At 40.9% G+C, this 26,990-nt stretch carries 19 protein-coding genes; 13 read left to right on the top strand and 6 right to left on the bottom strand.

The features are described from left to right. Positions 1-10 precede the first annotated feature (10 nt). Positions 11-2,299 (bottom strand): penicillin acylase family protein, encoded by a 2,289-nt coding sequence (locus CSC79_RS07595; protein WP_099295234.1) that lies wholly within the window; start codon positions 2,297-2,299, stop codon positions 11-13. Positions 2,300-2,546: 247 nt separating this feature from the next. Between CSC79_RS07595 and CSC79_RS07590 the strand changes: the two genes are divergently transcribed. The 6 genes from CSC79_RS07590 to folX all read left to right on the top strand — a co-directional run bounded on the left by CSC79_RS07590 (position 2,547) and on the right by folX (position 9,391). Beyond that, positions 2,547-5,903 (top strand): ATP-binding protein, encoded by a 3,357-nt coding sequence (locus tag CSC79_RS07590; protein WP_099295233.1) that lies wholly within the window; start codon positions 2,547-2,549, stop codon positions 5,901-5,903. Between the two features lie 18 nt (positions 5,904-5,921). After that, positions 5,922-6,551, top strand: a complete 630-nt coding sequence (locus tag CSC79_RS07585; protein WP_099295232.1) for a YceH family protein — start codon at positions 5,922-5,924, stop codon at positions 6,549-6,551. 59 nt (positions 6,552-6,610) lie between these two features. Continuing rightward, the gene (gene nadE / locus CSC79_RS07580; RefSeq protein WP_099295231.1) at positions 6,611-7,447 is read left to right on the top strand and encodes an ammonia-dependent NAD(+) synthetase; all 837 of its coding nucleotides are present in this window, start codon (positions 6,611-6,613) and stop codon (positions 7,445-7,447) included. A gap of 285 nt (positions 7,448-7,732) precedes the next feature. Beyond that, positions 7,733-8,452: a dihydromonapterin reductase gene (gene folM, locus CSC79_RS07575; RefSeq protein WP_099295230.1), complete on the top strand. Its 720-nt coding sequence runs from the start codon at positions 7,733-7,735 to the stop codon at positions 8,450-8,452. 21 nt (positions 8,453-8,473) lie between these two features. Further along, on the top strand, positions 8,474-9,028 hold the full coding sequence (folE, locus tag CSC79_RS07570; RefSeq protein WP_099295229.1) for a GTP cyclohydrolase I FolE: 555 nt from the start codon (positions 8,474-8,476) through the stop codon (positions 9,026-9,028). 3 nt (positions 9,029-9,031) lie between these two features. Next, positions 9,032-9,391 carry a dihydroneopterin triphosphate 2'-epimerase gene (gene folX, locus CSC79_RS07565; protein WP_099295228.1) on the top strand — a complete coding sequence of 120 codons (360 nt, stop codon included), beginning with the start codon at positions 9,032-9,034 and terminating at the stop codon, positions 9,389-9,391. Here the strand turns inward: folX and CSC79_RS07560 are convergent. Beyond that, complete coding sequence (locus CSC79_RS07560; protein ID WP_099295227.1) at positions 9,388-9,822, bottom strand: YqaA family protein; 435 nt, start codon at positions 9,820-9,822, stop codon at positions 9,388-9,390. The genes folX and CSC79_RS07560 overlap by 4 nt on opposite strands. Before the next feature lie 68 nt (positions 9,823-9,890). Then, on the bottom strand, positions 9,891-10,262 hold the full coding sequence (locus CSC79_RS07555; protein ID WP_099295226.1) for a DUF4870 domain-containing protein: 372 nt from the start codon (positions 10,260-10,262) through the stop codon (positions 9,891-9,893). Between the two features lie 80 nt (positions 10,263-10,342). Between CSC79_RS07555 and CSC79_RS07550 the strand changes: the two genes are divergently transcribed. From CSC79_RS07550 to CSC79_RS07530, 5 genes are all read left to right on the top strand, one after another. Next, complete coding sequence (locus tag CSC79_RS07550; protein ID WP_099295225.1) at positions 10,343-10,864, top strand: TlpA disulfide reductase family protein; 522 nt, start codon at positions 10,343-10,345, stop codon at positions 10,862-10,864. An 88-nt stretch (positions 10,865-10,952) separates the two neighbouring features. After that, positions 10,953-11,654: a spondin domain-containing protein gene (locus tag CSC79_RS07545; protein ID WP_099295224.1), complete on the top strand. Its 702-nt coding sequence runs from the start codon at positions 10,953-10,955 to the stop codon at positions 11,652-11,654. 10 nt (positions 11,655-11,664) lie between these two features. After that, the gene (locus CSC79_RS07540) at positions 11,665-12,369 is read left to right on the top strand and encodes a spondin domain-containing protein (protein WP_099295223.1); all 705 of its coding nucleotides are present in this window, start codon (positions 11,665-11,667) and stop codon (positions 12,367-12,369) included. Between the two features lie 45 nt (positions 12,370-12,414). Then, positions 12,415-13,149 carry a response regulator transcription factor gene (locus CSC79_RS07535; protein ID WP_099295222.1) on the top strand — a complete coding sequence of 245 codons (735 nt, stop codon included), beginning with the start codon at positions 12,415-12,417 and terminating at the stop codon, positions 13,147-13,149. Beyond that, positions 13,146-14,639: a HAMP domain-containing sensor histidine kinase gene (locus CSC79_RS07530; RefSeq protein ID WP_099295221.1), complete on the top strand. Its 1,494-nt coding sequence runs from the start codon at positions 13,146-13,148 to the stop codon at positions 14,637-14,639. The genes CSC79_RS07535 and CSC79_RS07530 overlap by 4 nt, the downstream gene beginning before the upstream one ends. Before the next feature lie 33 nt (positions 14,640-14,672). On the opposite strand, the gene CSC79_RS07525 is transcribed toward CSC79_RS07530, so the two are convergent. The 3 genes from CSC79_RS07525 to CSC79_RS07515 all read right to left on the bottom strand — a co-directional run bounded on the left by CSC79_RS07525 (position 14,673) and on the right by CSC79_RS07515 (position 25,626). Continuing rightward, positions 14,673-16,856 carry a S9 family peptidase gene (locus CSC79_RS07525; RefSeq protein WP_099295220.1) on the bottom strand — a complete coding sequence of 728 codons (2,184 nt, stop codon included), beginning with the start codon at positions 16,854-16,856 and terminating at the stop codon, positions 14,673-14,675. A 140-nt stretch (positions 16,857-16,996) separates the two neighbouring features. Continuing rightward, complete coding sequence (locus tag CSC79_RS07520) at positions 16,997-21,388, bottom strand: S8 family serine peptidase (RefSeq protein WP_099295219.1); 4,392 nt, start codon at positions 21,386-21,388, stop codon at positions 16,997-16,999. A 182-nt stretch (positions 21,389-21,570) separates the two neighbouring features. Beyond that, entirely contained in the window at positions 21,571-25,626 is a 4,056-nt protein-coding gene (locus tag CSC79_RS07515) for a S8 family serine peptidase (RefSeq protein WP_099295218.1), read from the bottom strand. 250 nt (positions 25,627-25,876) lie between these two features. On the opposite strand from CSC79_RS07515, the gene CSC79_RS07510 reads away from it, so the two are divergent. Then, positions 25,877-26,347: a DUF2721 domain-containing protein gene (locus CSC79_RS07510; protein ID WP_058561121.1), complete on the top strand. Its 471-nt coding sequence runs from the start codon at positions 25,877-25,879 to the stop codon at positions 26,345-26,347. Positions 26,348-26,504: 157 nt separating this feature from the next. Beyond that, on the top strand, positions 26,505-26,957 hold the full coding sequence (locus CSC79_RS07505) for a cytochrome c (RefSeq protein ID WP_099295217.1): 453 nt from the start codon (positions 26,505-26,507) through the stop codon (positions 26,955-26,957). Positions 26,958-26,990: the final 33 nt, after the last annotated feature.

The raw sequence follows: 26,990 nt of genomic DNA, 5'->3' as shown, positions 1-26,990 counted from the left end.
ATGACTGTGCTTATAACTTGGTTGGATTGATAACTATTTTATGACTGATAGTCTGAGGTAATAATGGTGTGAGTGCACCATTTATGTATTCATCAAAGCCCGCTCTATAAAATGGTGATAAAGGATGCCCAGACTGACCACCAGGAATCGCCATAACAGCGCTCTCCAAATAGCCCGGTTGTGCAATAAAACGCTGTGATGCGCCAAAGCTTCGCCCTTGTACTGCAGGCATAAAGCTATCACCAAACCCCGAGGCTTTTGGCATATTTAAAAATTTGCTTAGTTGCGGTATTTGCTTTGCAAATGGATGCTCTATAACAAGTTCATTGACATTGCCCCAGCGCCAATTTTGCATATTTTCACCAAACTGCTCAGTTAAGCTCGCTATGACTTGAGTGAACGCATCACTTAACTGTTCATCCCAACTGTTAAACTCAGGGTTGAGCCAACTTACGGGTTGTTGTTCAATAAGCTGCCACACAGCTGGCTCTAAATCGCGTTTAACATATTTTAAAGACCCACCACTGTGCTCCAACGTATTTTGCATACCACTAAATACGCTATCAATAACTGCACCGCGGTACCTTCTTACTAACGTATAACCAATTGAGTCAGGGCACGCACACGCTTGCCAATTCTCAACAGATGAAATATAAGCTTTATTATCAACAGGTTGCTGCTTTAACTTCGCCAAGAGTAACTTATACCAAGGCATTAAAAACCGTGCCTCATTATCAAGCTGCAATGCATTGAAATCCGACTCATTAAATTTTGTTTTCTCTAAAAGCCTGTCTCTTATTTGTGTTGAGCGTGCACCTAATGCGTAGCCACCATTGCCAAAACGATGATGATCTTGCGCTGAAACCACACGCGAGTTTCCCGTCCACAAGCGCCCATCTTCAGGGTTTTTAATGCTCGGCCTTTGTTGCTCATTTTGTTGCCATAAGGGCGAATAGTTCGCTTCACTTATCGCCACATCACTGGGTGTCTTACGAGCAGGAATGGCCCCCATGTTTTTCCAAGCTGCATTGCCTTGGCTATCTACAACCATTAAGTTCTGTACTGGAATGCCTACATCACTGGCTAATACCAACGCAGCATTAACATCTTTTGCTTGCTCTAGTTTCAATAAATCCATATCCACCGCATAGGGTTGGTGACCCACCCAACTAAGTGCATATTGCTTTGCATCTATTTCACGCACGGGCCCATATTCACTCATTGTTAGTTGGTAGGGCTCGGTAATGCCATCAGCAAGCACAATTTGCTCAGTTTCTTGCCAAGTTTTACTGCTTTCAGATAGTTCAACCCAATCAGCCGTGTCTAAATAGCCATTGGTAAAGCCCCAGGCAATATGATTATTAGTCCCCACTACAATCGCTGGAGCGCCAGGTAGAGAAACACCGGTTACTTGATGGGTTTCGTTATTTTTACGGTAATTAAGTTGCGCACGGTACCAAATAACAGGCACAGCCATAGACAAATGCATATCATCAGAGAGCATGGCTGCGCCTGTCGCTGTTAATTCCCCAGACACCGACCAGTTATTACTGCCCAGCTCTTGCGTTTGATCTATTTGCTTAAACGCATAATCTGACTGCTTAGGTAATGCAGGTATACCTGATTTATAAGGTGATAGAGTGCTTCCATCCAGTGCTGCTTGATAGCGACTTGGTTGGGTCAAAAAATCCAGCATTTTTGACCCATAAAGCTCATTGATTTGAATTAAGGTTTGATCACGCTCAAAGGTAGCAGTCTGCAAATCTAAATACATACTAAAAATGACCAGTAAGCTATCTTCGCTACGCCACGGTTTTTGCTTAGCACCTGTTAATAAGTATTCAAAACTCGAAAAGCCAATTTGAGCCAGACCTTCGTTCACACCAGCGCTGTAGCTATTAAGTAAAGCCTGATCAGCCTGTGGTAATTGCTTAACAATGTTTGCGCTGCGTTTACGCAATTGATGAAAGCGCATTTTTTTATCTAAATTCAGTGCCGCTTTACCAAATAATTCACTGAGTTCACCTGCTGCATTACGGCGTAGTAAGTCCATTTGAAAGAAACGATCTTGCCCGTGAGCAAACCCAAGACCATACGCAGCATCATTACGGCTACTGGCATCAACCACAGCTTGGCCTAAAGCATCTCGCGACACAGACACGCTATTGGCAATGGATTTACTCACTCCTTTTCCGTCAAGCGCGGGCAAACTTAGCGACAACACGCCATAAATAATCGCAGTAGCGGCCAAGCCTAAAATAAGCAATGTTAAAACTAACCACTTGATAACTTTTAGCATACCCAATTCCTTGCATAATTTTTAATGTGTTATAAAACCAGCTACAGCGTTAAATAATAGGCGACTGGAAAACGGTTATATAGTACACATAGTTTTATGAAAGAATAATGTTAATTATTGATTAATTGTATTTTTCATCATGCACTTAAATTCAGACGAAATAACAGTATTTATTTACTTAGGGTATTTTTAATTCCATGATAAATTGACTATAGTTGTTTAGCCTATTCAAAAAGTACACGTTCTAATGCAGCGGTCACAAAAAAAAGAACACAAGCAAGTTGATAGATTTAAGCTGACATTTTGGCTCTCTCTTAGCGTTATATTTATTATCAGTATTGTACTTGATCAGATTAATTATAATCGCGCTACACAAGCTCACCGATTACTTATACTCTCTGAAGTTGACACTTACCGAACTCAGCTATCATCAACATTAATTTCAAACATCCAGCTTGTCCGCGGCTTAGCTGTTGCCGTTGCAGCAGAACCTGATCTCAAGCAAGAGCGCTTTTCACAAATTGCAGCTCCGCTCTTTGAAACATCCTCAGAACTTAGAAATATAGGCGGCGCACCAGATATGGTGATACGTATGACCTACCCACTGAAAGGGAATGAAAAATCAATTGGTCTTAACTTCTTGGAAAATAAAGCACAAAGAGCAGATGCATTAAGAGCACGAGATAGCAATGAAATTGTGATGGCAGGCCCATTGACGCTAGTACAAGGAGGTGAAGCATTAATTGCCAGAATACCTGTATTTTTACCCCCAGAAAATACATTTTGGGGCTTATTATCTGTTGTGCTAGATATTGACAAAGTGTATTTAAATTCAGGAATTAAAGAGTTAGAGAAAACGTTTAATGTTGCCATACAGGGGCGTAATGGCCTTGGTCTGCAAGGTGGTTTTTTTTATGGTAGTGAGGCTATTTTAGATACCAACCCTTTGAAACTTCACCTAGCAATTCAAGGTGGCGAATGGGTTATTTATGTCAGCCCTAAAACGGGTTGGGCTCCTCCAGCATCATCTGTTTGGCCATTACGCATAGCTATTGCGATTATTATGGGTATTTTAATTTGGGCATTTACTTTTTTCTTAAAAATGCTTAACCGCCAAAAACAGAATGAAAAAATGCTATCGTCAATGAGTCGAGTAGCGCAGATTGGTGCATGGTCATACAATTTAGAAACGCAAAAAGTTTATTGGTCTGATACCACCAAAAAAATATTTAAATACCCGCTAGACCAACAGCCTAATTGGCCAAATGATTTAAACTATTTCAAAGAAGGAAAAAGCCGCGATAAAATTAAAGAATTAATAACGCGAGCAATAAAACACGATGAAAACTATGAAACCGAACTGGAAATAGTCGATGCAACTGGCAATACTGTTTGGGTGTTAGTCCACGGAGAAACAGAAGTCCTCAACGGCCGTTGTGTGCGTATTTTTGGTTCGCTGCAAGATATTAACACCCGTAAATGTACTGAACTTGAGAATAATAAATTCGCTCTACACAATGAAGTTTTAGCCTCTTTAACTGTTAACAAAGCTATTTTGACTGGCCACTTAAAACAATCAAAAGATGTAATTACACACGCTATTTGCAATGCTCTAGATGTACAAAGAGCCAGTATTTGGTTATTTAATGATAATAAAGATACGTTACTTTCTTTTGCCTATCATGGTACATTTGCCCCCGAAAGCTCATTGCTCTACACATTGCAAAAAGACGATTTTAGTGCTCTTTTTAACGCTATTGATAGCCACATGATTATTAAAGCTGCGGATGCGCAAACCAATAAACTGACCGCCCCACTGACTGAACTCTATTTAAAACCTCTGGCTATAAAATCAATCCTGAGTGTTACTATTGTCAGTGGTAGCAGTCCAATAGGAGTTGTGTTTGCTGAAAATTGTCACCATACGCGAAATTGGTCACATAATGAGGAAAGCTTTTTACTTGCCGTCGCAGCACTTATTGGTAGCTTATACTCTAGCGAACAACGTTTTGAAACTGAACAACAGCTGGTAACAGCAAAAGAGGCCGCTGAACAGGCTGCTGCCGCTAAAAGTGAATTTCTAGCCAGTATGAGTCATGAGATTCGTACCCCTATGAATGGGGTGCTCGGTATGCTTGATATTGTTCAACAAACCCAACTTGATCCCCAGCAACGTCATCATATTCAATTAGCAAAATCCTCTGGGCACTCATTGCTCAATATTATTAATGATATTTTAGATTTTTCCAAAATTGAAGCTGGTAAACTAGATATTGAAAGTATTCCTTTTAATTTACCTCAGTTACTTGGTGAAGTAGTGGAATCATTTGCTCTAAAAGCAGAGAAAAACAACACTAAACTGATTCTAGATGCGACAAAGATTAGCAAAAGCAAAATTATCAGTGATCCAAATCGGCTGCGCCAAATTATTACCAACCTACTCGGTAATGCAATAAAGTTTACCCAAAATGGTGAGATCATTGTCGTTGCCCAACTAGCAGAAACAACTGATGGCACCTTTTTAAACTGTTCAATAATCGATTCAGGAATTGGTATTAAAGCAGAAAAACAGCTTTCATTATTTGATTCCTTCACACAAGCAGATACATCGACGACACGACAATATGGAGGCACAGGATTAGGCCTAGCAATTGTTAAACAGCTTTGCGATTTAATGAATGGTGAAATCAGTTTCACTAGTTCGTATGGTGAAGGAAGTACATTTACATTTTCGATCAGGGTAAACGCACTCTTAACGACAGCACACGATTTACCTAGCCACTTAATCAAAAACAAGCAAATTTTAATTGTCGATACATGCCAACTCAACAGCTCTATTACCCATAAACAGCTTACTTTGTGGGGGGCGCATTCGCGGATCATCGATCAGTATCAAGCACTCAATGATACTCTTAAAACATTTGAACACCCCGTTGACGCCATGCTAGTTGATTACGCGTATTTTTTATTTGTAGATAAACCCGCTATTAATACATTAAAGAACTATATAAAAGATCAGCAAGTTAAATTAATTTTAATGGCACCGATGAGTTATTCACAGGAAAACACACAATTACCTGTTGACCCAGATTGCATAATATTTAAACCGCTTACACCCTCTGACTTATTTGATTCGCTGGCAAACGAAAAATTTATTGAACATCAACAACACGACTTCTCAGTCAGTCAACAACCAGAACCTGTAAAACCTACGAAAAACGTACAAAGCAAAGTGTTATTAGTTGAAGACAACAAGGTTAACCAGATAGTGGCATGTGCGCTACTTAAGCAAGCAGGCTTAAAGTTTGATATTGCTGAAAATGGAATAGACGCACTCGAAAAATTAAAAGCGGCGTCAAAGGCCCCATACAAACTTTTACTTATGGATTGTCAAATGCCTGAAATGGATGGTTACCAAGCTACTCAAGCGATTCGTAACGGGGATGCAGGGGAGATATATAAAGATATTACTATCATCGCGCTAACGGCTAATGCGATGCAAGGCGATAAAGCTAAATGCTTAGCCGCTGGAATGAATGACTACTTATCAAAACCCCTCGACTTTAATGCCTTAAGCCCTAAGCTCGAACACTGGTTAAAATAAAAAGAATAAGGATACATAATGCAATTAACAACTCATCAGCAACGTGTAATTGGCTGCCTGTTAGAGAAGCAAAGTACAACACCTGAGCACTATCCGCTCTCGCTTAATAGCCTAACAAATGCATGCAATCAAAAATCTAACCGAGAGCCTGTGCTTTCTTTATCTGAAGCGCAAGTACAAGACACAGTAGATGGACTTGTCGCGTTGCGGTTAGTAACATTAGATGAAGGTTTATCTGGGCGCGTTAATAAATACGCACATAGATTTTGTAATACCGAATTTAGTAGCTTGCAATTTAGCGAGCAACAACGTGCGATTATATGCATTTTACTGTTACGCGGGCCACAGACTCCGGGCGAATTAAGAACTCGCAGTAATCGCTTAGCGGATTTTAATAATGTGGCAGACGTTGAAACAGCGCTAAATAACCTCATTGAAAAAGGCTATGTTATCAAACACTCTCGAGAAGCCGGCAAAAGAGAAAGCCGCTACAGTCACTTATTTACTAATGCTGACATGACGGCTTTAAACACTACAAATAATCACGAGCAACCACAGCTTCAGGCAACCGAAATCAATGAACTACTGGCAGAAATTAATGACTTAAAAGCCGAAGTTGAAAAAATTAAGCAGCACTTAGGACTTTAAATTAGACGCCATGAATAACATAATAGCCGTGACAACCCGAAACTAATTAGGAGCTCTAAATGCGTGCCGATATCGTCGCTGAAATGAAAGTTCAGCCAAATATAGATATAAAAAATGAAATTAACCGTCGCGTTGATTTTATCAAAAATCGACTCGTCGCGGCACATTCGCGCTCTTTGGTACTTGGTATTAGTGGTGGTGTTGACTCTTCTACCTGCGGCCGTTTATGTCAGCTTGCTGTTAACCAATTAAATGAAGAACAAAACACTGATAAATATCAATTTATCGCAGTACGCTTGCCTTACGGGGTACAAGCTGATGAAGACGAAGCACAACTTGCTGTTGACTTCATTCAGCCAACTAAACGTTTAACCGTCAATATTAAGCCGGCAGCAGATGGCATGCATGAGCAAGCCCTTGCCGCTATTGTTGGCTGTGGTGAAACCTTACCGGAACAATCCCAAATAGACTTCATCAAAGGTAACGTAAAAGCACGCCAACGCATGATAGCTCAGTACGAAATTGCTGGCTTTACTCAAGGTTTGGTTGTTGGAACGGATCATAGTGCTGAAAACATTACCGGTTTTTACACAAAGTTTGGGGATGGTGCCTGCGATCTAGCTCCCTTGTTTGGGCTATCAAAACGTCAAGTAAGAGCGCTGGCTAAAGAGCTCGGTGCTCCAGAGTTATTAGTCACAAAAGCGCCCACGGCCGACTTAGAATGCGACCGCCCTGGCTTAACAGATGAAGAGGCACTTGGCCTTAGCTACGAACAAATCGATGACTTCCTCGAGGGAAAATCTGTCAGTGACGCGGTCAGCGAAAAACTGATTGCAATTTATCTTCGAACGCAGCATAAGCGCCAAGCGATTCCAACTATTTATGATGAATTTTAATACTGTAGTAGTTCATAAAAAGTAAACGCCATCTTAAGGGCAATTAATAACCATAAAATGCTATTAATTGCCCACTTTTCATTTTTTACATACGTATAAACTCATTACTACAAGTATCTTAAACACCAGTTAATAAAGCATAGCTATAGTGATAGTTGATCGAATAAACTCGTTAATTCGTAAAATTTTAGATAAGCCTATGAGACTATAGGTGAAATATTACTGTAATTTAGTTTATAGTAACTAGAATTAAAACATCGCGTTTAGTAGAGAGTTGCCACATTTATGACATCGCCTATTTTGATAACTGGCGCAGGCCAACGTATAGGCTTAGCGCTTGCAAAGCACCTGCGCAACGCAGGGAAAAAAGTAATTATTACTTACCGCACACGCCACAGCTCAATCGATGAATTAGAATCGTTGGGAATAACATGCTTGCCCGCTGATTTTAAAAGTAATGAAGCAATATATGATTTCATCACAACATTAAAAAGCCACACAGCGTCATTGCAAGCCATTATACACAATGCCTCAAGCTGGGATTGCGAAGCCAATAATCCAGACAGTGCTGACTTATTTGATAATATGATGCGCATCCATGCCAAAGCACCTTATTTAATTAATTTAAATTGCGCGCCACTCTTATTGGAATACCAAAGGCTAACCCAAGCCTCAGCAGACATAATTCACCTGACTGATTATGTTGTAGAAACAGGTAGCCCAAAGCATCTTGCCTACGCCGCAAGTAAAGCGGCTTTAGATAATTTAACAAAGTCATTTTCAGCCAAGTATGCTCCGCGCATAAAAGTAAATTCAATTGCTCCGTCACTGATTATTTTTAATCAAGATGACGATGAGTTTTACCGCGCCAAAACCCTTAAAAAATCTTTAATGGGGATAGAGCCAGGCTGTGAAGAAATAATTAATAGCGTCGACCTACTACTGAAAAGCCAGTACATCACCGGACGTACATTACCTGTCGATGGCGGCAGACATTTAAAATAACGAATTAAAATTGAGAACTTTATGCACAACGAACTAAAAAATAGCTACCAAGAAATTATCAGTGCCGTCGGTGAAGACCCACAACGTGAAGGTCTACTCGACACACCAAAGCGTGCAGCAAAAGCAATGGAGTATTTAACCAAAGGCTACCGTGAGACGCTCGAAGAGATAACAAACAATGCGGTATTCTCCTCAGACGCTGACGATATGGTGTTAATTCAAGATATTGAGCTTTACTCAATGTGTGAGCACCACCTATTACCTTTCGTTGGCCGCTGTCATATTGCATACATACCAAATGGCAAAGTGCTTGGTTTGTCTAAGTTTGCACGCATCGTGGATATGTTTTCTCGCCGCTTTCAAATACAAGAGCAGTTGACTCATCAAATTGCAAAAGCAGTGGAAGAAGTAACAGGCGCTAAAGGAGTCGGCGTTATTGTTGAAGCTAAACACATGTGTATGATGATGCGCGGCGTAGAAAAGCAAAACTCAAGCATGCGTACTTCAGTTATGTTGGGCAACTTTAGAGCAGACCCTAAAACCCGTAACGAGTTTCTACAATTGATTAAAGGCTAACGAATGGCTAATGCAATTATCAATGTCACTAACCTAAGGTTGCGTACTTTTATTGGCTTTAACCCTGAAGAACGCGAAAAAAAGCAGGATGTAGTGATCAACTTAGAGATCCACTATCCTGCTGATCAAGCCTGCGAAACCGATGAAGTAGAACAAGCATTAAACTACAAAACAATTACTAAACAAGTAATAAGCATTGTTGAAAATGGGCATTTTTTGTTACTGGAAAAACTAGTCGCAGAGATACTCGCTGTATGTCACAGTCATAGTAGTGTTAACTATGCAAAAGCACGTGTGGATAAACCACATGCGTTACGCTTTGCCGATTCGGTATCTCTCACTCTTGATTGGAAAAAATCTTAGAGCAGGTTATCTAACCCTACGGCAAAGGCCAGCACCACTAAATAGCGTGCTCCTTTGCCCAAAGTAACTAACCATAAAAAAGTCCACCAGCGCACCTTAAAAATTCCTCCAACCACAGTCAGAGGGTCACCAATGATTGGCAACCATGCAAATAACAAGCTATAGACGCCATATTTTTGAAAGCGAATTTGTGCCTTCTCAATCCCTTGTTGAGAAACAGGGAACCATCTGCGATCTTTAAAGCGCATCACTTGTGTCCCTAGCCAATAATTAACACAACTACCCAATACATTGCCTATCGTTGCACTTACCCATAATAGCCAGAGTACATAGTCGCCTTTGGTGATCATAGCAGTGAGTACGATTTCAGATGAACTAGGTAATAAGGTAGCCGATATAAATGCAGTAAAAAATAATGTTAAATAAGCCATTAAAGCCTTAAATGATACATATAAAAAAACCCAGCTTACCGCTGGGTTTTAAGTAAAAATTGCGTTACTTATTTTATCAAATTTATACTAAATGGATAGTTAAATGGCTTCCCATCATTGGTTTTTATCGCGCCAATAACCACCATAATAAATGAGAAAATGGCCACTATCGGTAATAAAATAGCGCCAATTGCGACGATCATTAATATAAAACATACAATGTAGGCAATTAACATCGTGATTTGAAAATTAAGTGACTTACGACCATGCTCTGCGACAAGTGGCATATCTTCTTTTTTAATTAACCATACAACAAGCGGCCCAATAACACTGCCCATTGGTATAATAAAGCCTGCCAGTGCGCTTAGGTGACAAAGCATTGCCCATGTACGCTGTTCTTTATCAACTAGTACAGGTTCAACCTTTTGATTCTCTTCCATTATCATCTCCTTTTTTTGTTTATAGTGACTGTTTTAAGGCATAATGTCTATAAATCACCCACCTTAAAAGGAATTTAATAATGACACCTTCCCTTATGCGTATCACAATCCTGTGCATTTCACTGACTGGGTTATCGGCCTGCTCGCAAACTGCCAACACACCCCCTACGCAACCAACCCTTGCCACACCAAAAGGTTATGAGACCTACGTAAACATAGGCGAGAATTTCTCACAAACTCATTTTATTGATATTTATAACAACGACGTTCGTCTCGGTGAAAAGAAGAAGTTAGTGATACTTTTTGCTACTTGGTGCTCAGACTCACAACGCCTTATTAAACAGCTTCAACAGTCTCCTCTGAGTAAAGATCCGCAAGTGCAGATCGTTGCTATTGGCCGAGAGGAAAGTGCGGCAACACTTATGCAGTTTAAACAAGAGTATAATATTGCTTACTCACTTATTGCTGACCCGCAGCGAGCAATCTACAACCAATATGCTAACAAAGGAATCCCTCGTCTAATCCTGTTGGATGAGAATAACCACGTCATAAAAACACTCATTGGGGAAGATCCTAATTCGCTGCAAAAAGTCAGTTGGTAGCCTGTGATAAAAAAGTGATAACTTTGTGAGGCTTTCATGATGTTGCTATTTGATACTAAAACTGACTCATCAAAAACAGGAACTAACAATGAAAGCCTCAACATTTACTGTTGCAGTAATAACTGCACTTGCTAGCCAATCTTTATCGGCTGCAGAACTTGATTTAAAACTCACAAACCTTACTCAAGGGTTGCACTTTACACCCATTTTAATCACCGCGCATGCTAGCGACGATACCTTATTTGAAGTTGCAATGCCGGCTACAACAGCATTACAAACCATGGCCGAAGGCGGCAACTTGGCACCGCTTATAGATCAAGCAAATGCTGCAGGCAGTGATGTTATAGCCAACCCAGCTGAGGGGCTTCTAGCACCAAGCACATCTACAATGACCACACTAACGACGGCTGAAGCGAATGAATACTTGTCAATCACAGCAATGCTGTTGCCCACTAATGATGGTTTCGTTGGCCTGAATAGTTGGAAAATACCCAAAGAAGCTGGCACCTACTCAGTCTATTTAAATGCTTATGATGCGGGTACAGAAGGTAACAACGAGCTTGTTGTTGAAGGTTCTGGAGCCCCAGGTACACCGGGTATTCCCGCAGCACCTGGAGGTAATGCAGGCAGTGGCGGCACTGGCTTATCAAGCTCAGATAGCAATACAATGATTCATATTCACCCAGGAAACCTTGGTGATGACGATTTAGCGGCAGGATCAAGTGATTTAAGTAACACCGTACACAGATGGTTAAATCCTGTAGCTAAACTAACCGTTACAGTTAAATAGGAGCAATGCTATGTTAGCCTTTAATCGACCTTTAATGATTATTGCTCTTGCGGGTGCTTTAGCAGCCTGTAGCGATTCAAATGATAACGATGATGACGTTACCCCAACACCAGAGCCTGTCAGCTATTCGTTTACACTACAGGTGAGTAACCTAACTGCTGGGCAACCGTTCTCTCCCATTGCAGTCATAGCTCACACCGAAGGAACACTTTGGAAAGTTGGCGACCCCGCTACAACAGCCTTAGAAAGAATGGCTGAAGGAGGTGACAATAGTGTGCTATTACAATTTGGTTCAGCTATTGCCAATGTATCAAGCGAAGCTCCTGTTGCACCAGGCGCAGAAACAACATTAACCATAACCACAGATAGCATTGAAGAATTAAAATTATCACTAAGCACTATGATGGTGAATACAAATGATGGTTTTACCGGTCTTAATGCTATGGATGTGTCTTCGTTAGCAGTTGATCAAACATTAACACACTTCACATTCGCTTATGATGCTGGTACCGAGAGTAACTCAGAGGCTTCAGGCACAATTCCCGGCCCAGCGGATAGCGGAGAAGGCTTTAATGAAATTAGAGATGATGTAAACGTTATTGCTATGCACCCAGGTGTGGTGGGTCAGCAAGACGGACTAACAAGCTCAGTATTAAGCAGTGAGCATAAGTTTGATAACCCGTTAGCAAAAGTTGTCATTACGCGGACACAGTAATTTATTTCAGGGCGAATGGATGCGCCCTCTCATAGAGATAACTGTATGCAACACGAAAAAATATTAATAATCGAAGATGACCGAGCTATTAGACAACTAATCGTCACACAGCTTGAGCCACTAAACCTTCATATCGATCAGGCTGACAGTGGTGAAGCCGCTTTAAAAAAAATAACGAAACAATCCTATGGCTTATTATTGCTCGATATTAATTTACCACAAATGGACGGCCTGAGTTTATGTCGAAAAGTTAAAGAACATTATCCAACAATCGCCGTGATTTTACTGACCGCCCTAAGCTCAGATATGGATCGGGTTATCGGCCTTGAAATGGGCGCAGATGACTATATTTGTAAACCCTTCTTTGCCCGTGAATTACAAGCCAGAATAAAAACTCAATTGCGTCATCGCGCGCAATTACTGACAGCCAATATAGCCGATGAGCGAGCAGACACTCGCGAAAAAAGCATACAGCTTGGTTCATTGCATATTGAATTTGCCAGTCACCAAGCTTTTTTAGCTAAGCGCGCTATCAATCTTACCGCTACTGAATTTGATTTACTTGCTTACTTTGCCCGTCACCCAAACCATGTTTTTAGTCGCCAACAGTTACTTGATCACGTATGGGGTTATCAACACAGTGGTTATGAACACACCGTAAATTCTCACATAAATCGCCTACGTGCAAAATTAGAGCAACACCATCAAGCCCCTTTTATCGAAACCGTGTGGGGTGTCGGTTATAAGCTAAACCCCAGCCAATTGAGTAATAATACATGAATACCGCTTTTAACTTATCTTTATATCAGAAATTAGCATGGTCGCTAGTGATAATTTTTTGTTTGATTGGCGCACTTGTTTATAGCTGGAGCAAGCAGCTTGAATACAGCTCACAGCACCATGCCGAACAAAACTTACACATCAATTTAGCTGAACACTTAGTACAAGATAACCCACTCATTAAGCAGGGTATTTATGACTATAAAGCACTTGAAAACCTGTTTCATACTTTGATGTTGCTAGGCCCTGCATTTGAGTTTTACTTTGTTGACCCACAAGGAAAAATACTGACCTATTCAGCACAGGCAGGTAAAGTTAAACGAACTCATATAAATCTGTCACCATTAAAGCGCTTGATTAATGACGCCTCATTAACCCCACTCTATGGTGATGATCCTCGCGACCCTAATAAACAAAAAATATTTTCAGCCGCTGCGGTGTATAACCAAGCTCAACTACAAGGCTATATGTATGTCATTATTGGTGGTGAAGCTTACGATACAACGTTAAATAAAATAAAAGCCAATGACAGCCTTTACGTTAAAGGAATATGGCTTATAGCAGCACTGTTATTTTTGTTTATTGCCATGTTGTTACTGTTTAAGTTTTTTACTTCTCCCATTAAACGCTTAGCCAATGATATAAGTCGCATTGAAGCGGCAAACTATCAGCTAACTGATTTTAAATTACCAGCCTATGGCAATAAAAATAATGAAATTGGCCATTTAAGCAAAGGCATACAAGCGATGTTAAGCCGTATCGACGAACAGTTTAAAGCCTTGCAACAAAGTGACTTACGCCGAAGAGAGTTACTTACGCATTTGTCACATGACTTACGTACACCACTGGCCTCTTTGCAAGGTTTTTTAGAAGTACTTATCAGCCCATCAAGGCACTTATCCACTCAAGAACGGCAGCATTACTTAGCTGTTTCAAATAATAATTGTCATCAGCTTAAACTGTTAATTGAGCAAATTTTTGAGTTAGCGAACCTTGAAAATGGCCAAGTAAAAATTAAAACCGAAACATTTAATTTAGGTGAACTGATTTATGACTGTATCGCAAAGTTTAGCCTATCGGCTCAAAGTAAAGGGATCAGCTTAGGAGTCGAACCTGCCATTTGTGATTTTACTGTGGTTGCAGATATTGCCAAGCTTGAGCGAGTACTCAGCAACTTAATCGATAATGCTATACACCATACTAATCAGGGCGATAGCATTAATATACGCGTTACTCAAAAACACACAACACAGTTATATGTCGATGTGAGTGACACAGGGATTGGGATTAATAACGATGAACTGACTGCTATTTTCGAACCTCATTACCAAGGTCGAAATTCTAATAATGCAGGACGCCAGCAAGGGGGGTTGGGGTTGGCTATTTGCAAAGGGTTACTCAAACTTATGGACAGCGACATTAATGTACACAGTGAACTAGGAAAGGGCACACAATTTAGGTTTAACTTAACGCAAAAAATAAAGGCGTGACTTACACCACGCCTTTATTGTGAACCGCTTGGGTTATTCTTTAATACCCGCTAAATCGAGTATGAATGCATAGTTGAACGCGGTGTCTTGCAGGCTTTTAAAGCGCCCCGATGCCCCGCCATGCCCTGCTTCCATATCAATTTTAAATAGCAGCTTATTATTGTCTGTTTTATATTCACGTAGTTTAGCAACCCATTTTGCAGGTTCGAAGTATTGTACTTGCGAGTCATGCAAACCCGTGGTTACAAGCATATTTGGATAGGCTTGTTTGCTTACCTGATCATACGGAGAGTAAGACAACATATAGTCATAATACACTTTCTCGTTAGGGTTACCCCATTCGCCGTATTCATTCGTTGTCAGTGGAAGGCTTGCATCAAGCATAGTTGTCACTACATCAACAAACGGCACTGCTGCTACCATACCTTGATACAGTTCAGGTGCTTGATTTGCAACAGCCCCCATCAATAAACCACCCGCACTGCCACCCATGGCAAATATTTTACTTTCGTCACCATATTGCTGAGTTACTAACCCTTTAGTGACATCAACAAAGTCATTAAATGTGTTCTTTTTATTCAGTAACTTTCCGTCTTCATACCAAGGGCGACCCAACATTTGTGAACCACGAATATGCGCAATGGCAAATACAAAACCACGATCAAGTAAACTTAAACGCGAACTTGAGAAGCGCGGATCCATCGTTGCACCGTATGAACCATACGCATATTGCAATAACGGATTAGTGCCATCTTTTTTGAATTTATCTTTACGGTAAACTAAGCTAACGGGTACTTCGACACCATCGCGTGCCTTAATAAATAAACGCTCTGAGGCATAGTTATCAGCATTAAAGTCACCCACTACGGCTTGTTGCTTCAGTAAGGTTTTTTCTGTGCTATTCAAGTCAATATCATAAGAGCTGCCTGGCGTAGTCATGCTTGCATAGTAGACACGTAAATGAGGGTTATCTAGTTCATTATTGCCGTAAGCATGAATCATGTAACTGCTATCATTAAAGCTTAGAGTTTGCTCATCACCTGATTTTAGATTACGTATAGTTAAGCGAGATTGCCCCATTTCACGCTCTTTATACACAAGGTGGTTTGCGAATAAATCTATCCCTTCCAACTTCACATCGTCGCGCGCTGCAATCACCGTTTGCCAATTAGTTTTGTCATGGGCTTTGTCTTTGTGCACTTTCATTAACTGAAAGTTCACCGCATTTAGGTTAGTTACGATGTAATACCAATCACCGTGTTTAGCAATATCGTATTCTAGGTTTTCTTCACGTTCAATCAAACGTTTGGGCTGTGCTTTAACGTTATTGGCATCAATTACTGAGACACCTGATGCACTAGTACTTCCATGCCAAATATAGATTTCTTGTTTATCTTTACTCTTGCCAAGGCCAGTGTAATAACTGGTATTAGTTTCTTCGTATACCAGCTCATCTTGTGATTGTGGAGTGCCAAGCGTATGGCGGTAAACTTGATAGCCTAATAATGTCTGTAAGTCTTTTTTAATGTAATAAAACGTTTTATTGTCGTTTGCCCACACCACATCACCGTCAGTCCCTTCAAGTTTATCTTCAAGTAGCTCGCCGGTGGTTAAATCTTTGACTAAAATAGTGTATATACGGCGACTTACCGTGTCTTCGCCATATGCAAGTAAATTCCCATTAGGGCTAACTGTTAGCCCTGTAGCGGCATAGTAATCGTGGCCTTTGGCTAATTCATTAACGTCTAAAATAACCTCTTGCTCAGTACCTTTGCCATCTTTAGCGCGTACGTAAGTCGGGTATTCGTTGTCGCCACGCGTTTGCGATGAATAATAGTAGCTTCCATTCTTTGTTGGTACTGAATCATCATCTTTTTGAATACGCCCTTTTAACTCATCGAATAGGGTTGCTTGAAGTTGCGTCGTATGGGCAAGCTGCTGCTCCGTATAAGCATTTTCAGCGTTTAGGTGCGCTATTACAGCTGGATCTTTTCGCTTATCATCACGCATCCAATAATAATTATCGATGCGTGTATCACCATGAATCGTCATTTCATGAGGTACTTTTTTTGCAACAGGCGCTTTTACTGCTGCTTGAGTAGCAACACTGGTGGCTGTCATCGAAGTTGATTGTGAGCTCTGCTCTGGTGCTTTATTACAACCAGAAAGCACGGCAATGGATAATGCAGCCAGTGCAAAAGAGTGTATTGGTTTCATAAATTTCCCTAAGTATTGTTATTTTTCCACCATGGCTAATATATATAAATCTTGCTTACTTACCTATATATGTTTGTAAAGCAATGTAAAAAGGGAGCCGAAGCTCCCTTTTAAAACATAACTAATTTACTAGTCTGCAATTATTTTTGTTTACGACGACGCATAAACGCAAATGGTGCAGCAAGTAGTGTTAACCAAGCTAATGAACCTGCATCACCGTCGTTGTCATCATCATCGCTACCAACAACGTTTTTAACACGAACTTCAACAGTGGCAGCTTCTGAGCTGTTACCTGCAGAATCTACTGCAACAACATTAAACGTAAACATACGTTCGTACTCGTAGTCAATTTCACCTGCAACAACAAGCTCACCTGCGCTGTTAATGGTTACACGATCGGTTCCTGATACTATAAACTTAGTAACAGGCGATGTATCAGCATCTGGATCACTAAACTTTAATGAACCGATAACTGTACCAAAAGGTGTATTCTCATCAACTGTAAAGCTCTGGCCTTGTTCAACAACAGGTGTATTCTCTGCTGCATCCTCAGTGACAGTGATAACAACATCAACTGCCTCAGATGTATTTCCAGCACTATCTACAGCGGTCACTTTTAGTGTAATTTCTGACTCAATATCAAAATCGATTGCACCACTAACAGTAATTTGACCTAAGCTATCAATTTCAAAACCATCATGTCCTTCTACAGAGAAACTTTCAATTGGTGTCATCTCTGTATCTGGATCAACCGCTCTTAGTTGACCGATAACGGTGCCTACAGCTGTATTTTCTTGCACTTTAAAGGTTTGGCCAGCTTCAACGACAGGCGTAACTTCATCACCTTCATCTGCAACATCAAGGATATTAATCGTTACTACTTCAGGAGCAGACTGGTTGGCGTCTTCATCAATTGCTACAACCGTTAGTTCAACGGTACTTTGCTCTTCAAAGTTAAGCGCTTGTGCAACTCTTAGCATACCTGTGTTATCAATAGTAATTGCATCACTACCTTCAATTGTAAACATAGTGATTGAACTATTATCTGGATCGGTAAAGCTCAATTGTGCAATTTCTGTTGAAATCATCGCGTTTTCAGCGATTGAAAACACTTGACCAGGATTGATAACTGGCGTTACTTCAACAGCTTCATCTGCAACATTAGTAATGTTAATTGTTATTAAAGCTGGCTCTGATGTTTGACCCTTTATATCAATGGCCACAACAACTAACTCTGCCGTCTGAGCGCCTGTTTCAAAATCAACAAGGTCACTATTAGCAACAGTTACCTGGCCGTCATTATTAATACCAAACCCTTGGTGCGTTTGTGATTGGACATAATACTCTGAGACTTCAAAATCAAAGTCTGATTCAACCACATTAAGTTGACCAATTACATGACCATTTTCTGAGTTTTCAGCTACCTCAAAAACAGCGTTCTCAAGTACAGGTAAGGTGCTGCTTGGTAACACTAGATCTTCAGCTGTCACTACTTCTAAAACATCTTGAAGTGTATTCGCAGTGAAGGCGAACGGTGTTGTAGCGTTAACAATCGCTTTTTCACCTGGCGCTAGAGAACGAACAGGGGTGTCGCTTCCATCCATTGTAGTTAATGCAACAGGCTGCACTTGATTGAATGGCGTGCTGCCTACAAGGCTGTCAGTTTCAAAATAAACGCCTGTTTGGTAACTCGCATAACCAACAGATGCTTTAATATTTAACGTCTCACCGATGTTATCGGCAGTTAAGCCTAATATGTTACTACATGCTGAGAATGTAATGGTGTCTTCACCTGCTGAATGGTACAGCGGGGTTACGTATTGCAGCGTTTCGTTTCCATCTACATCAATAGAGCCAATTACTGTACGTGAGCGACCTGGTGATGCTGTTCTACGACCACGATCATTGTAGTTTTGCATTAATACATCATATGAACCATCGTTGTCCGTATCGATATCTAAGCGATATCCTGCTTGGAATACGTGCGTCAGTTCATCACGAAGCTGAATCGAAGAGGTAACTAAAATACCTGACTCACACGCTTCTAACGGCAGAATATTAAATGTTGTAGATAAGATATTAAATGGCGCTTCAGTAGCTGATTTCTCTTCACCAACCGCAACTATATTTTCACTCAGTGTAGATACTGTCGTCGCACCCGTGTTTTCAACAACAAGTTGCATCTCATTACCCACAACCTCTGCCGCTATACTTAGTGATGAGGCTGCTTTAGGTAAAACATGGTAAACAACATGAAGAGCATGATCAGACTCAGAATCATCAACATCGTCAAATACAAGTGCGCCATCAAACTCAACTAGCGTTAACTCTGCGCTACGTTCTTCGATATCTTGTGCTGAGAAAGGGTTTGAAAGTCCCCATGTAGGAAGCTTACTAGGATCAACCGTTAAAGTTACGTCAAACTCTACTGTTTGACCCGCAGGAACGGTTACATTTTTAGGTAGCTCCCAACTAATTGCGCTACTGTCTTCATCGTTACTGTAGCGTGCCTCTGTTCGTAAGTTATATGTTTTTTCTTGCGTAGAAAAGTTTTTAACTGTGACGGTTTTAGTGAGTGATGTCACCTCGCTCATACTTTCAAGACCAAATGAAAGTGCCGCTTGGTTAGTATTGTACTCTGAGTTACTGACCCAAGCAGCAACAGGTAAATTGACCGCTTTTTCAACATCAACCAAACCTGCACCAATCATACTAATAGGCGCTAATTCGCTGTCAGGCTTGGCATTACGAGACTCGTTTGTAACATTTAGATTTGCCGAGTTCATTAATGTTGCTTTAATTTCAGACGCATTACGATCTGGGTGAGCTTCACGTACAAGGGCCACAGCACCAGCAGTAATTGGCCCTGAGAAAGAAGTACCCGATGCTGGAGCAAGTTGATCTTGCGTCCCTGTAGCTGCAACCATAATACTGGTTCCGGGAGCTGTGATTTCAGGTTTTAACAATCCATCCATAGACGGGCCACGAGATGAGAAGTTTGCAACACCACCAGCAATATTATCAACTTTACCTTCGAAGCTATATACTGGCTGCTCACCGACTTCTAGTGCAGCCTTCAATTGTTCGCCAATCTCTTGTGTAACAGATACAGTACGAATTGTTACTAATTCAGCGGAGCCAGCACTACCCGCCATACCAGGTGCGTCACCAGGTACATTATTAGCTAGAATAACAAATGCAGCTCCGTTATTTTGAGCATTCAACGCTTTAACAGAGAAACCACAACCACCACGGTCAATAATGACTGCCTTGCCGGTAAAATCCACCTCTTCACCAAATGCTTCGCAACCATTTTGATTAGTACTTGGGTATACAAGTTCAGCATCTTCATTACTAAAGGTAAATTCACCTGTTAAGCCAAAACTTGCAGTGCCTACATTAATATTCTCACCATTAACACTACCTAATAGTATATCTTGCTCTAATGTCGGGTGAGTCATTGCACCCACAGATAATGCATTAGGAGTCGTTGATGGGCCACCGATTCTAAATGGGTGATCACCATCATTACCGGCTGAAATAACAACATTGACACCTAAGTCAACAGCTCTTTGAATCAAGTACTGCGCGCCACCATCAGTGTAAGTGCCACCGAATTCACCACCTAAAGACATATTTACTACGTCAACACGGTCCGAAATATCACCATCACCATTTGGGTCCATTGCTGACTCAAGAGCAGCAGCTTGTGCTGCACTTGGGCAACCACCACCACATACAGAGTACACGTATAGCTCAACCTCTGGAGCGATACCTGTCACAGAGTGAGATACTGATGTACCGTGGCTTGTTGGTGCGTCTTCCTCTGTAGGTGTTTCGGGATCATTTTCAATTGGATCTGCGTCATCACGAATATAATCATAACCGCCTTGTACTATACCCTGCGGCCATGCCACTGAAGTTGGATCTGCTTGAGCTGCATCGTACGCTTCAACAGTTCCTTCACCGCCAAAAATCTTATGAGTATAATCAATACCTGTATCAAGCACCGCCACCTTTTGACCTTTACCTGTCACAATACCATTATTAACCAATGGTGAAGCATTTAGGTAATCAGCACTTGCAGCAACATGTAACTCATAGTCATACATAGGTAAAACTTTTACTACTCGGTGATCTTTCGCTATTTTTTGTAATGCATTTTGGCTAGCTTGCACAATTAACGTCGGGGCTAAAACTTTTGTTTCGCCTATTACCTTTGCGTCAAAGTCGAGGCTGCTCAACTCTAATTTAACCTGAGTTTGTACTTGCTCAATTTGAGCTATTGACGCTCTGCTATCTCCCGCTTGATAAGTGCCTTGTGCCATCAAATCTGCAGCTGTTGTAGCTCTTAAAACAATCATATGAGCAGAAGGCTCTTGTTTTATATGCTCTGCTTGGCTCAAAGCAGAAGAGACAAAATTATTTAATGCAGCGATTTCATTCGTTGTTTGTGCACTAACTGATGTAGCTATTAATGCAGATGATACAGCAATTGACAAAGCGGTTTTTGTAACTAACTTGTTAGACATAAGTTCCCCTGGCGAGATTATTGTTATTTATTGTTCCAATATAGGAACGACAGTCCCGAATACTACACCAGCAATAAACAAAAAAACAACATACAAACAATAAATGTTACAAAAACTTCTCGTACAAAAAAAAATACCGCCAATTGGCGGTATTTTTAAAAGTTAAATTTTAGTGCTGTAGTTTATTTTTGTTTACGACGACGCATAAACGCAAATGGTGCAGCAAGTAGTGTTAACCAAGCTAATGAACCTGACTCATCATTGTCATCGTCATCATTTGCACGTAGGTTGTTAACATCAATTTCAACACTTACCGCTTTAGACACGTAACCTTTACTATCTTCTGCTTGAACACTGAAAACAATTTCACTGTCAAACTCATAGTCAATCTCACCCATGGTTACAATTGAGCCATCTAACTCAACTTTAACTAAAGTAGTGCCAGATACAATAAAGCGAGTAATTGGCGAAATATCAGCATCTGGGTCAGAAAATACAAGCTGACCTAAAACAGTACCAAGCGGTACATTTTCATCAGTACGGAACTGTTGACCACCCTCGATAACAGGAGCATGTGCTTTAGGATCGGCAGTCACATTTAACATCACCGTTGCAGTCTCTGATTCAAGACCGCTATCATCCATCAACATAACTTCAAGAGCAATGGTAGGTGTTTCGTAATAGCTCATGCTACCAGATACGACTAACTCACCCTTGTCGTTAATACTAACTGCATTAGTATTAGTTACTTTACCACCAGAAACCATTGTTGCTGCACTTTCAAATAAAGTGTGGTCAAGCATACCGATAACTGTGCCCTCTGGTGCAGTTTCAATAACACTAAATTTTTGCCCAGGAGTTACAACTGGTAACTCATCAGCATCATTAGTTATCATCACTTTGATAACAGCTTCTTCTGATTCAGTGCCTAACAAATCAGTGGCTTTAACAGTGATCATAATCTCTTTAACTTCAGACTCAAAATCTAACAAGCTACTGTCTTCAACCATGATGTCACCAGTTTCTGCATCAACCATCAAGCCAGGTGCAGACATACCAACAACTGTGTATTCTGTAATACGAAGCGCTGGCTCTTCCACAAACTCAACACGACCGATAGTAATACCGTCTAGTGCCATTTCATTGATAGAAAGTTCAGATGCTACAATATTTGGCACCATTGGCACCTCAGCAGTTTCAGTAATACTGTTAAGGTAGACATCTGTACCATTCGCAGATGTAAGAGCAAAATCGCTTTCAGCTCTGAATACCGCACTTTGTCCCGGAGCAAGCTCTGATACTTTCATTTCTGAATCTTCAGTCGAGACTAGGTCAACTCTAGGAGCTCCGGTAAAGGTTGTAGAACCCGTAACACTGTCAGTTTCAAAGTAAACACCAGCTTGATAGCTTGGGTAACCAACAGAAGCCTGAACATTAATTTGGCTGCCAAGCATACTTGCATCTAAACCCATTAACTCACTACAACCAGAGAATGTCACTGTGTCTTCGCCTGCAGCATGGTACATAGCTGTGCCCCACATCCATCCGTCATTACCATCAGCATCTATTGTACCTATTAATGTACGGCTACGACCTGGAATTGCTGCAGAACGACCTACATCATTTAAGTTCATCATGAAGTGATCATAAACACCATCGTTATCAGTGTCTAAGTTCATGCGAACACCAACTTGGCGCATATGAGTAATTTCGTCACGTAGTTGAATTGAAGAAGTAATTAATACACCAGAATCACAATTCTCAGACGTATAAGCAGCAAATGTAGTACTTAAAATATCGAAGTCTGCTTCAGCATTTTCTTCACTTGTTGCGATAACGCTTTCTGCAATCGGGTAAGCAGATGCTGAACCAACGTTAGTTACAACTACCTCTACAACGCCATTAACCTCTTCATAAGCAAATTCAAGCTCGGCACCTGCTTTAGGTAGTGCATGGTAAACAACGTGTAAATCATGGTCAGTATCTGTTGTTGAAACATCATCAAATACTAATGCACCATCAAATTCTGCCATTGTTAAAGAAGGACTACGTGCAGCTAAATCATCAGCATCAAACGGGTTTTCCAATGTCCAGTCATGTAACTTAGTTGGGTCAACTGTCATAGTTACATCAAATGTGATTTCTTCATTTGCAGCAACCGTAACATTACGTGGGATATCAAAGCTAACTGCACCTGAGTCAGCATCATTCATAAAGCGCTCTTCAATACGAAGGTCGTAAGTTTTATCTTCGTCAGAGAAGTTTTTCAATGTAACAGTTTTAGTGAAACTGCTCATTTCAGTCATACGCTCAAGACCAAATGACAATGCAGCTTGTGCAGTTTGGTACTCGTCATCTACAACCCATGCAGCAACCGGTAGGTTAACCGCTTTTTCTACATCAACTAAACCTGCACCAATTAAGCTGATAGGCGCAAGTGGTGAATCAGGGTTGATTGTAAGTGGGTCAACAGTGACGTTAAGGTCTGCAGCATTCATTATTGTTGCTTTGATTTCAAGCGCGTTACGGTCAGGGTGAGCTTCACGAACAAGTGCTACTGCACCTGCAGTGATTGGACCTGAGAACGAAGTACCTGTTGCTGGTGCAAGACCATCTTGCGTGCCAGTTGCAGCAACCATAATATCGGTACCTGGCGCTGTAATTTCAGGCTTTAATAAGCCATCCATTGATGGACCACGTGATGAGAATGACGCAACTGCACCGGCTGTTACTTTACGCTCAACCATGATGCTGTAAGTCGCTGCATTACCAGCATCTAACTGCGCTTTCATCGCGGCACCTGCGGCAAAGTTAATACCTACATTACGAATAGTAACATCAGCGTCAAAACCACCCATTGGTGCAGGTGTACCGTCATCCGTGTTGTTCGCGATGAATACAAATGCAGCACCACGCGCTTGCGCGTTAAGTACTTTTTGAGTAAACGCACATGCGCCACGGTCGATTAGCACAGCTTTACCTGTGAAATCAATTTCATCAGCGAATGCTTCACAACCATTTTGGTTCGCTTCTGGGTAAACAACTTCAGCGTCAACTTCTGTCATTTCAAACGCTGTTTGCGGACCAAAACCTGAAGGTTGGATTATGGTTTCTTCACCAGCGATTGTACCAGATGCAACACCAATATCATTCGCAGGGTGAGTCATTGCACCTACAGAAAGTGCATTAGGCGTTGTTGATGGGCCACCAATACGGAACGGATTATCACCATCATTACCTGCTGAGATAACAACGTTTACGCCAGCTTCAACAGCTTGCTGAATTAAAAATTGAGTACCACCACCGATGTAAGTATCACCGAATTCGCCACCTAAAGACATATTAATTACGTCTACATGGTCAGATGTGTCGCCATCACCATTTGGATCCATTGCCGCTTCAAGTGCCGCAGATTGTGCATCACTTGGACAACCGCCACCACATACGGAGTAAACATATAGCTCTACGTCAGGGGCAATACCCGTTACAGAGTGAGAAACCGATGTACCATGGCTAGTTGGCGCGTCTTCTTCAGTAGGGTTTTCTGGATCATTTTCAATCGGATCAGCGTCGTCACGCATAAAGTCGTAACCACCCATTACCTGACCTTGAGGCCATGCAACCATAGTAGGATCAGATTGCGCTTCATCATATGCTTCAACAGTACCTGCACCACCAAATATTGCATGAGTGTAATCAATACCAGTATCTAGCACAGCTACTTTTTGAGTTGAGCCTGTGTACATACCGCCAGTAACTACTGGAGTCGCTTTAATGTAATCTGCTGAAGCAGCAACATGTAGGTCATAGTCAAACATTGGTAGGACACGGTCTACGCGCGGATCATTTTTAATTTTTTCAAGTGCACCTGGGCTTGCTTGAATAATGAGGGTCGGTGCTAATATTTTAGTTTCACCAAGAATTTTAACATTTGAGTCAAGGGAGAATAACTCATCTTTAACTTGGCTTTGTAGGGTTTGAACGTTGTCGTAGCTTGCACGAGCACTCGATACACTATACGTCCCTTGCTCCATCATATCTGCAGCTGTGGTTGCTTTTAACACCACTAGGAAAGACGTTGGCTCTTTTTTATCAGCTACGTCAGCTTGAGAAATTGGTGTATAGCCTTGATGCTTTAAAGCTGATTGATTAATTGAATTTGCATTCGCAGCACCTGCAATAAGTACGCTGGTAACAGCTGTTGCAACTGCGGTTCTTTTTATTAAATTCTTAGACATGATTTCCCCTGGGATATGTTATGTTTTATGTTGTCTAACGTGAGTATAAACATATACTGTTGCCTAATATAAAACTACCGAACAGAAAATGGCAACAACACAGTTACAATTGAATTACAAACAAAGAACAAGCGCTCCAACAAGAGAGATTAAGAACCTGATTTAAAACAGAATAAATAAAAAAGACGAATTGTGAAAGATTGTAAATAATAAAGTAGACAATTGTTAACCGTACCACTTAAGGAAACAAATGAACTCAGAAGTTATCAACATATTAACAATGGCCAAAGTAATACAAACCGCGGTAGCGCCCGTTTTTTTAATTACGGGTATTGCAGCCACCTTAGGTGTACTTTCTAACCGTTTGGCTCGCATAACAGACCGTGCTAGGCAACTTGAACGAAAATTGAAAGTGAGTATCGACGAAGAGTTTAATATATCGCTTACTACTGAGCTTAGAGCCCTACTCAAACGCTCTCGCTGTATACATGTGGCATTTAGTTTGAGCGTATTAAGTGCAGTGCTAGTATGCGCGGTGGTTATGTTATTGTTTTTATCTCATATCCAAGCTGTTAATCTCGGTGTTACTATTGGTAGCTGTTTTGTCGGTGCTATGGCGCTGTTGATTTGCGCATTTATGTCGTTACTAGGTGAAGTATTCTTAGCCACACGCAGCATGCGCAGAGGAATGATATTTGCAGACATTGATATCAATGATTAAAAGTTGATATCAATGATTAAAAGCTGATACCAACAATTAATAAAAATACAGCGGTTAAAGCGCGATTAAGTTTAACCGCAATACACTTGTATTATCATCACAGCTAAGATAAAACTACGTCGATACAGCTTATATTATCTCTGAAGGGGCAAAAGGAATGAAATTAAAACATATTTTTTTAGGGGCGATACTATCAACCCTAACACTGGGTGCATCAGCTAACGCAACATTTGAAGACCCAAACGACGCCATTGAGTACCGCCAAGCAGCATTCTCAATGATTCGCGTGCAAATCGGTGACATGGGTGACATGCTCAAAGGCAAAGTAGAGTTTGACGCTGAGCGCTTTAAACACCGCGCAAATAACGCCGCTGCATTATCAAAAATGCCTTGGGAAGCATTTGGTGCAGGTACAGATAAGGGCGATACGTCTGCTTTACCTGCAATTTGGAGCGATAACGAAACGTTCATGAAAAAAGCAGCTTCATTTCAACAATACGCTGATAAATTAGCTGTTGCTGCACAAACTGGTGACAAAAAACTTATTGCTAAAGCGTTTGGTCCTTGGGCTAAAGGCTGTAAAGATTGCCATAAATCTTTTAAAGACTAAGATATACGGACTCTACAAAAAACGGGGCCAATA

The sequence above is a fragment of the Pseudoalteromonas sp. 3D05 genome, from assembly GCF_002723455.1.
Classification (GTDB): Bacteria; Pseudomonadota; Gammaproteobacteria; order Enterobacterales; family Alteromonadaceae; genus Pseudoalteromonas.
This window is presented reverse-complemented; position numbering and strand designations above follow the sequence as displayed.

Coding starts and splice junctions, on each gene's coding strand:
- CSC79_RS07595 (WP_099295234.1), bottom strand. CDS start 2,299: ATGCTAAAAGTTATCAAGTGGTTAGTTTTAACATTGCTTATTTTAGGC.
- CSC79_RS07590 (WP_099295233.1), top strand. CDS start 2,547: ATGCAGCGGTCACAAAAAAAAGAACACAAGCAAGTTGATAGATTTAAG.
- CSC79_RS07585 (WP_099295232.1), top strand. CDS start 5,922: ATGCAATTAACAACTCATCAGCAACGTGTAATTGGCTGCCTGTTAGAG.
- nadE (WP_099295231.1), top strand. CDS start 6,611: ATGCGTGCCGATATCGTCGCTGAAATGAAAGTTCAGCCAAATATAGAT.
- folM (WP_099295230.1), top strand. CDS start 7,733: ATGACATCGCCTATTTTGATAACTGGCGCAGGCCAACGTATAGGCTTA.
- folE (WP_099295229.1), top strand. CDS start 8,474: ATGCACAACGAACTAAAAAATAGCTACCAAGAAATTATCAGTGCCGTC.
- folX (WP_099295228.1), top strand. CDS start 9,032: ATGGCTAATGCAATTATCAATGTCACTAACCTAAGGTTGCGTACTTTT.
- CSC79_RS07560 (WP_099295227.1), bottom strand. CDS start 9,822: ATGGCTTATTTAACATTATTTTTTACTGCATTTATATCGGCTACCTTA.
- CSC79_RS07555 (WP_099295226.1), bottom strand. CDS start 10,262: ATGGAAGAGAATCAAAAGGTTGAACCTGTACTAGTTGATAAAGAACAG.
- CSC79_RS07550 (WP_099295225.1), top strand. CDS start 10,343: ATGACACCTTCCCTTATGCGTATCACAATCCTGTGCATTTCACTGACT.
- CSC79_RS07545 (WP_099295224.1), top strand. CDS start 10,953: ATGAAAGCCTCAACATTTACTGTTGCAGTAATAACTGCACTTGCTAGC.
- CSC79_RS07540 (WP_099295223.1), top strand. CDS start 11,665: ATGTTAGCCTTTAATCGACCTTTAATGATTATTGCTCTTGCGGGTGCT.
- CSC79_RS07535 (WP_099295222.1), top strand. CDS start 12,415: ATGCAACACGAAAAAATATTAATAATCGAAGATGACCGAGCTATTAGA.
- CSC79_RS07530 (WP_099295221.1), top strand. CDS start 13,146: ATGAATACCGCTTTTAACTTATCTTTATATCAGAAATTAGCATGGTCG.
- CSC79_RS07525 (WP_099295220.1), bottom strand. CDS start 16,856: ATGAAACCAATACACTCTTTTGCACTGGCTGCATTATCCATTGCCGTG.
- CSC79_RS07520 (WP_099295219.1), bottom strand. CDS start 21,388: ATGTCTAACAAGTTAGTTACAAAAACCGCTTTGTCAATTGCTGTATCA.
- CSC79_RS07515 (WP_099295218.1), bottom strand. CDS start 25,626: ATGTCTAAGAATTTAATAAAAAGAACCGCAGTTGCAACAGCTGTTACC.
- CSC79_RS07510 (WP_058561121.1), top strand. CDS start 25,877: ATGAACTCAGAAGTTATCAACATATTAACAATGGCCAAAGTAATACAA.
- CSC79_RS07505 (WP_099295217.1), top strand. CDS start 26,505: ATGAAATTAAAACATATTTTTTTAGGGGCGATACTATCAACCCTAACA.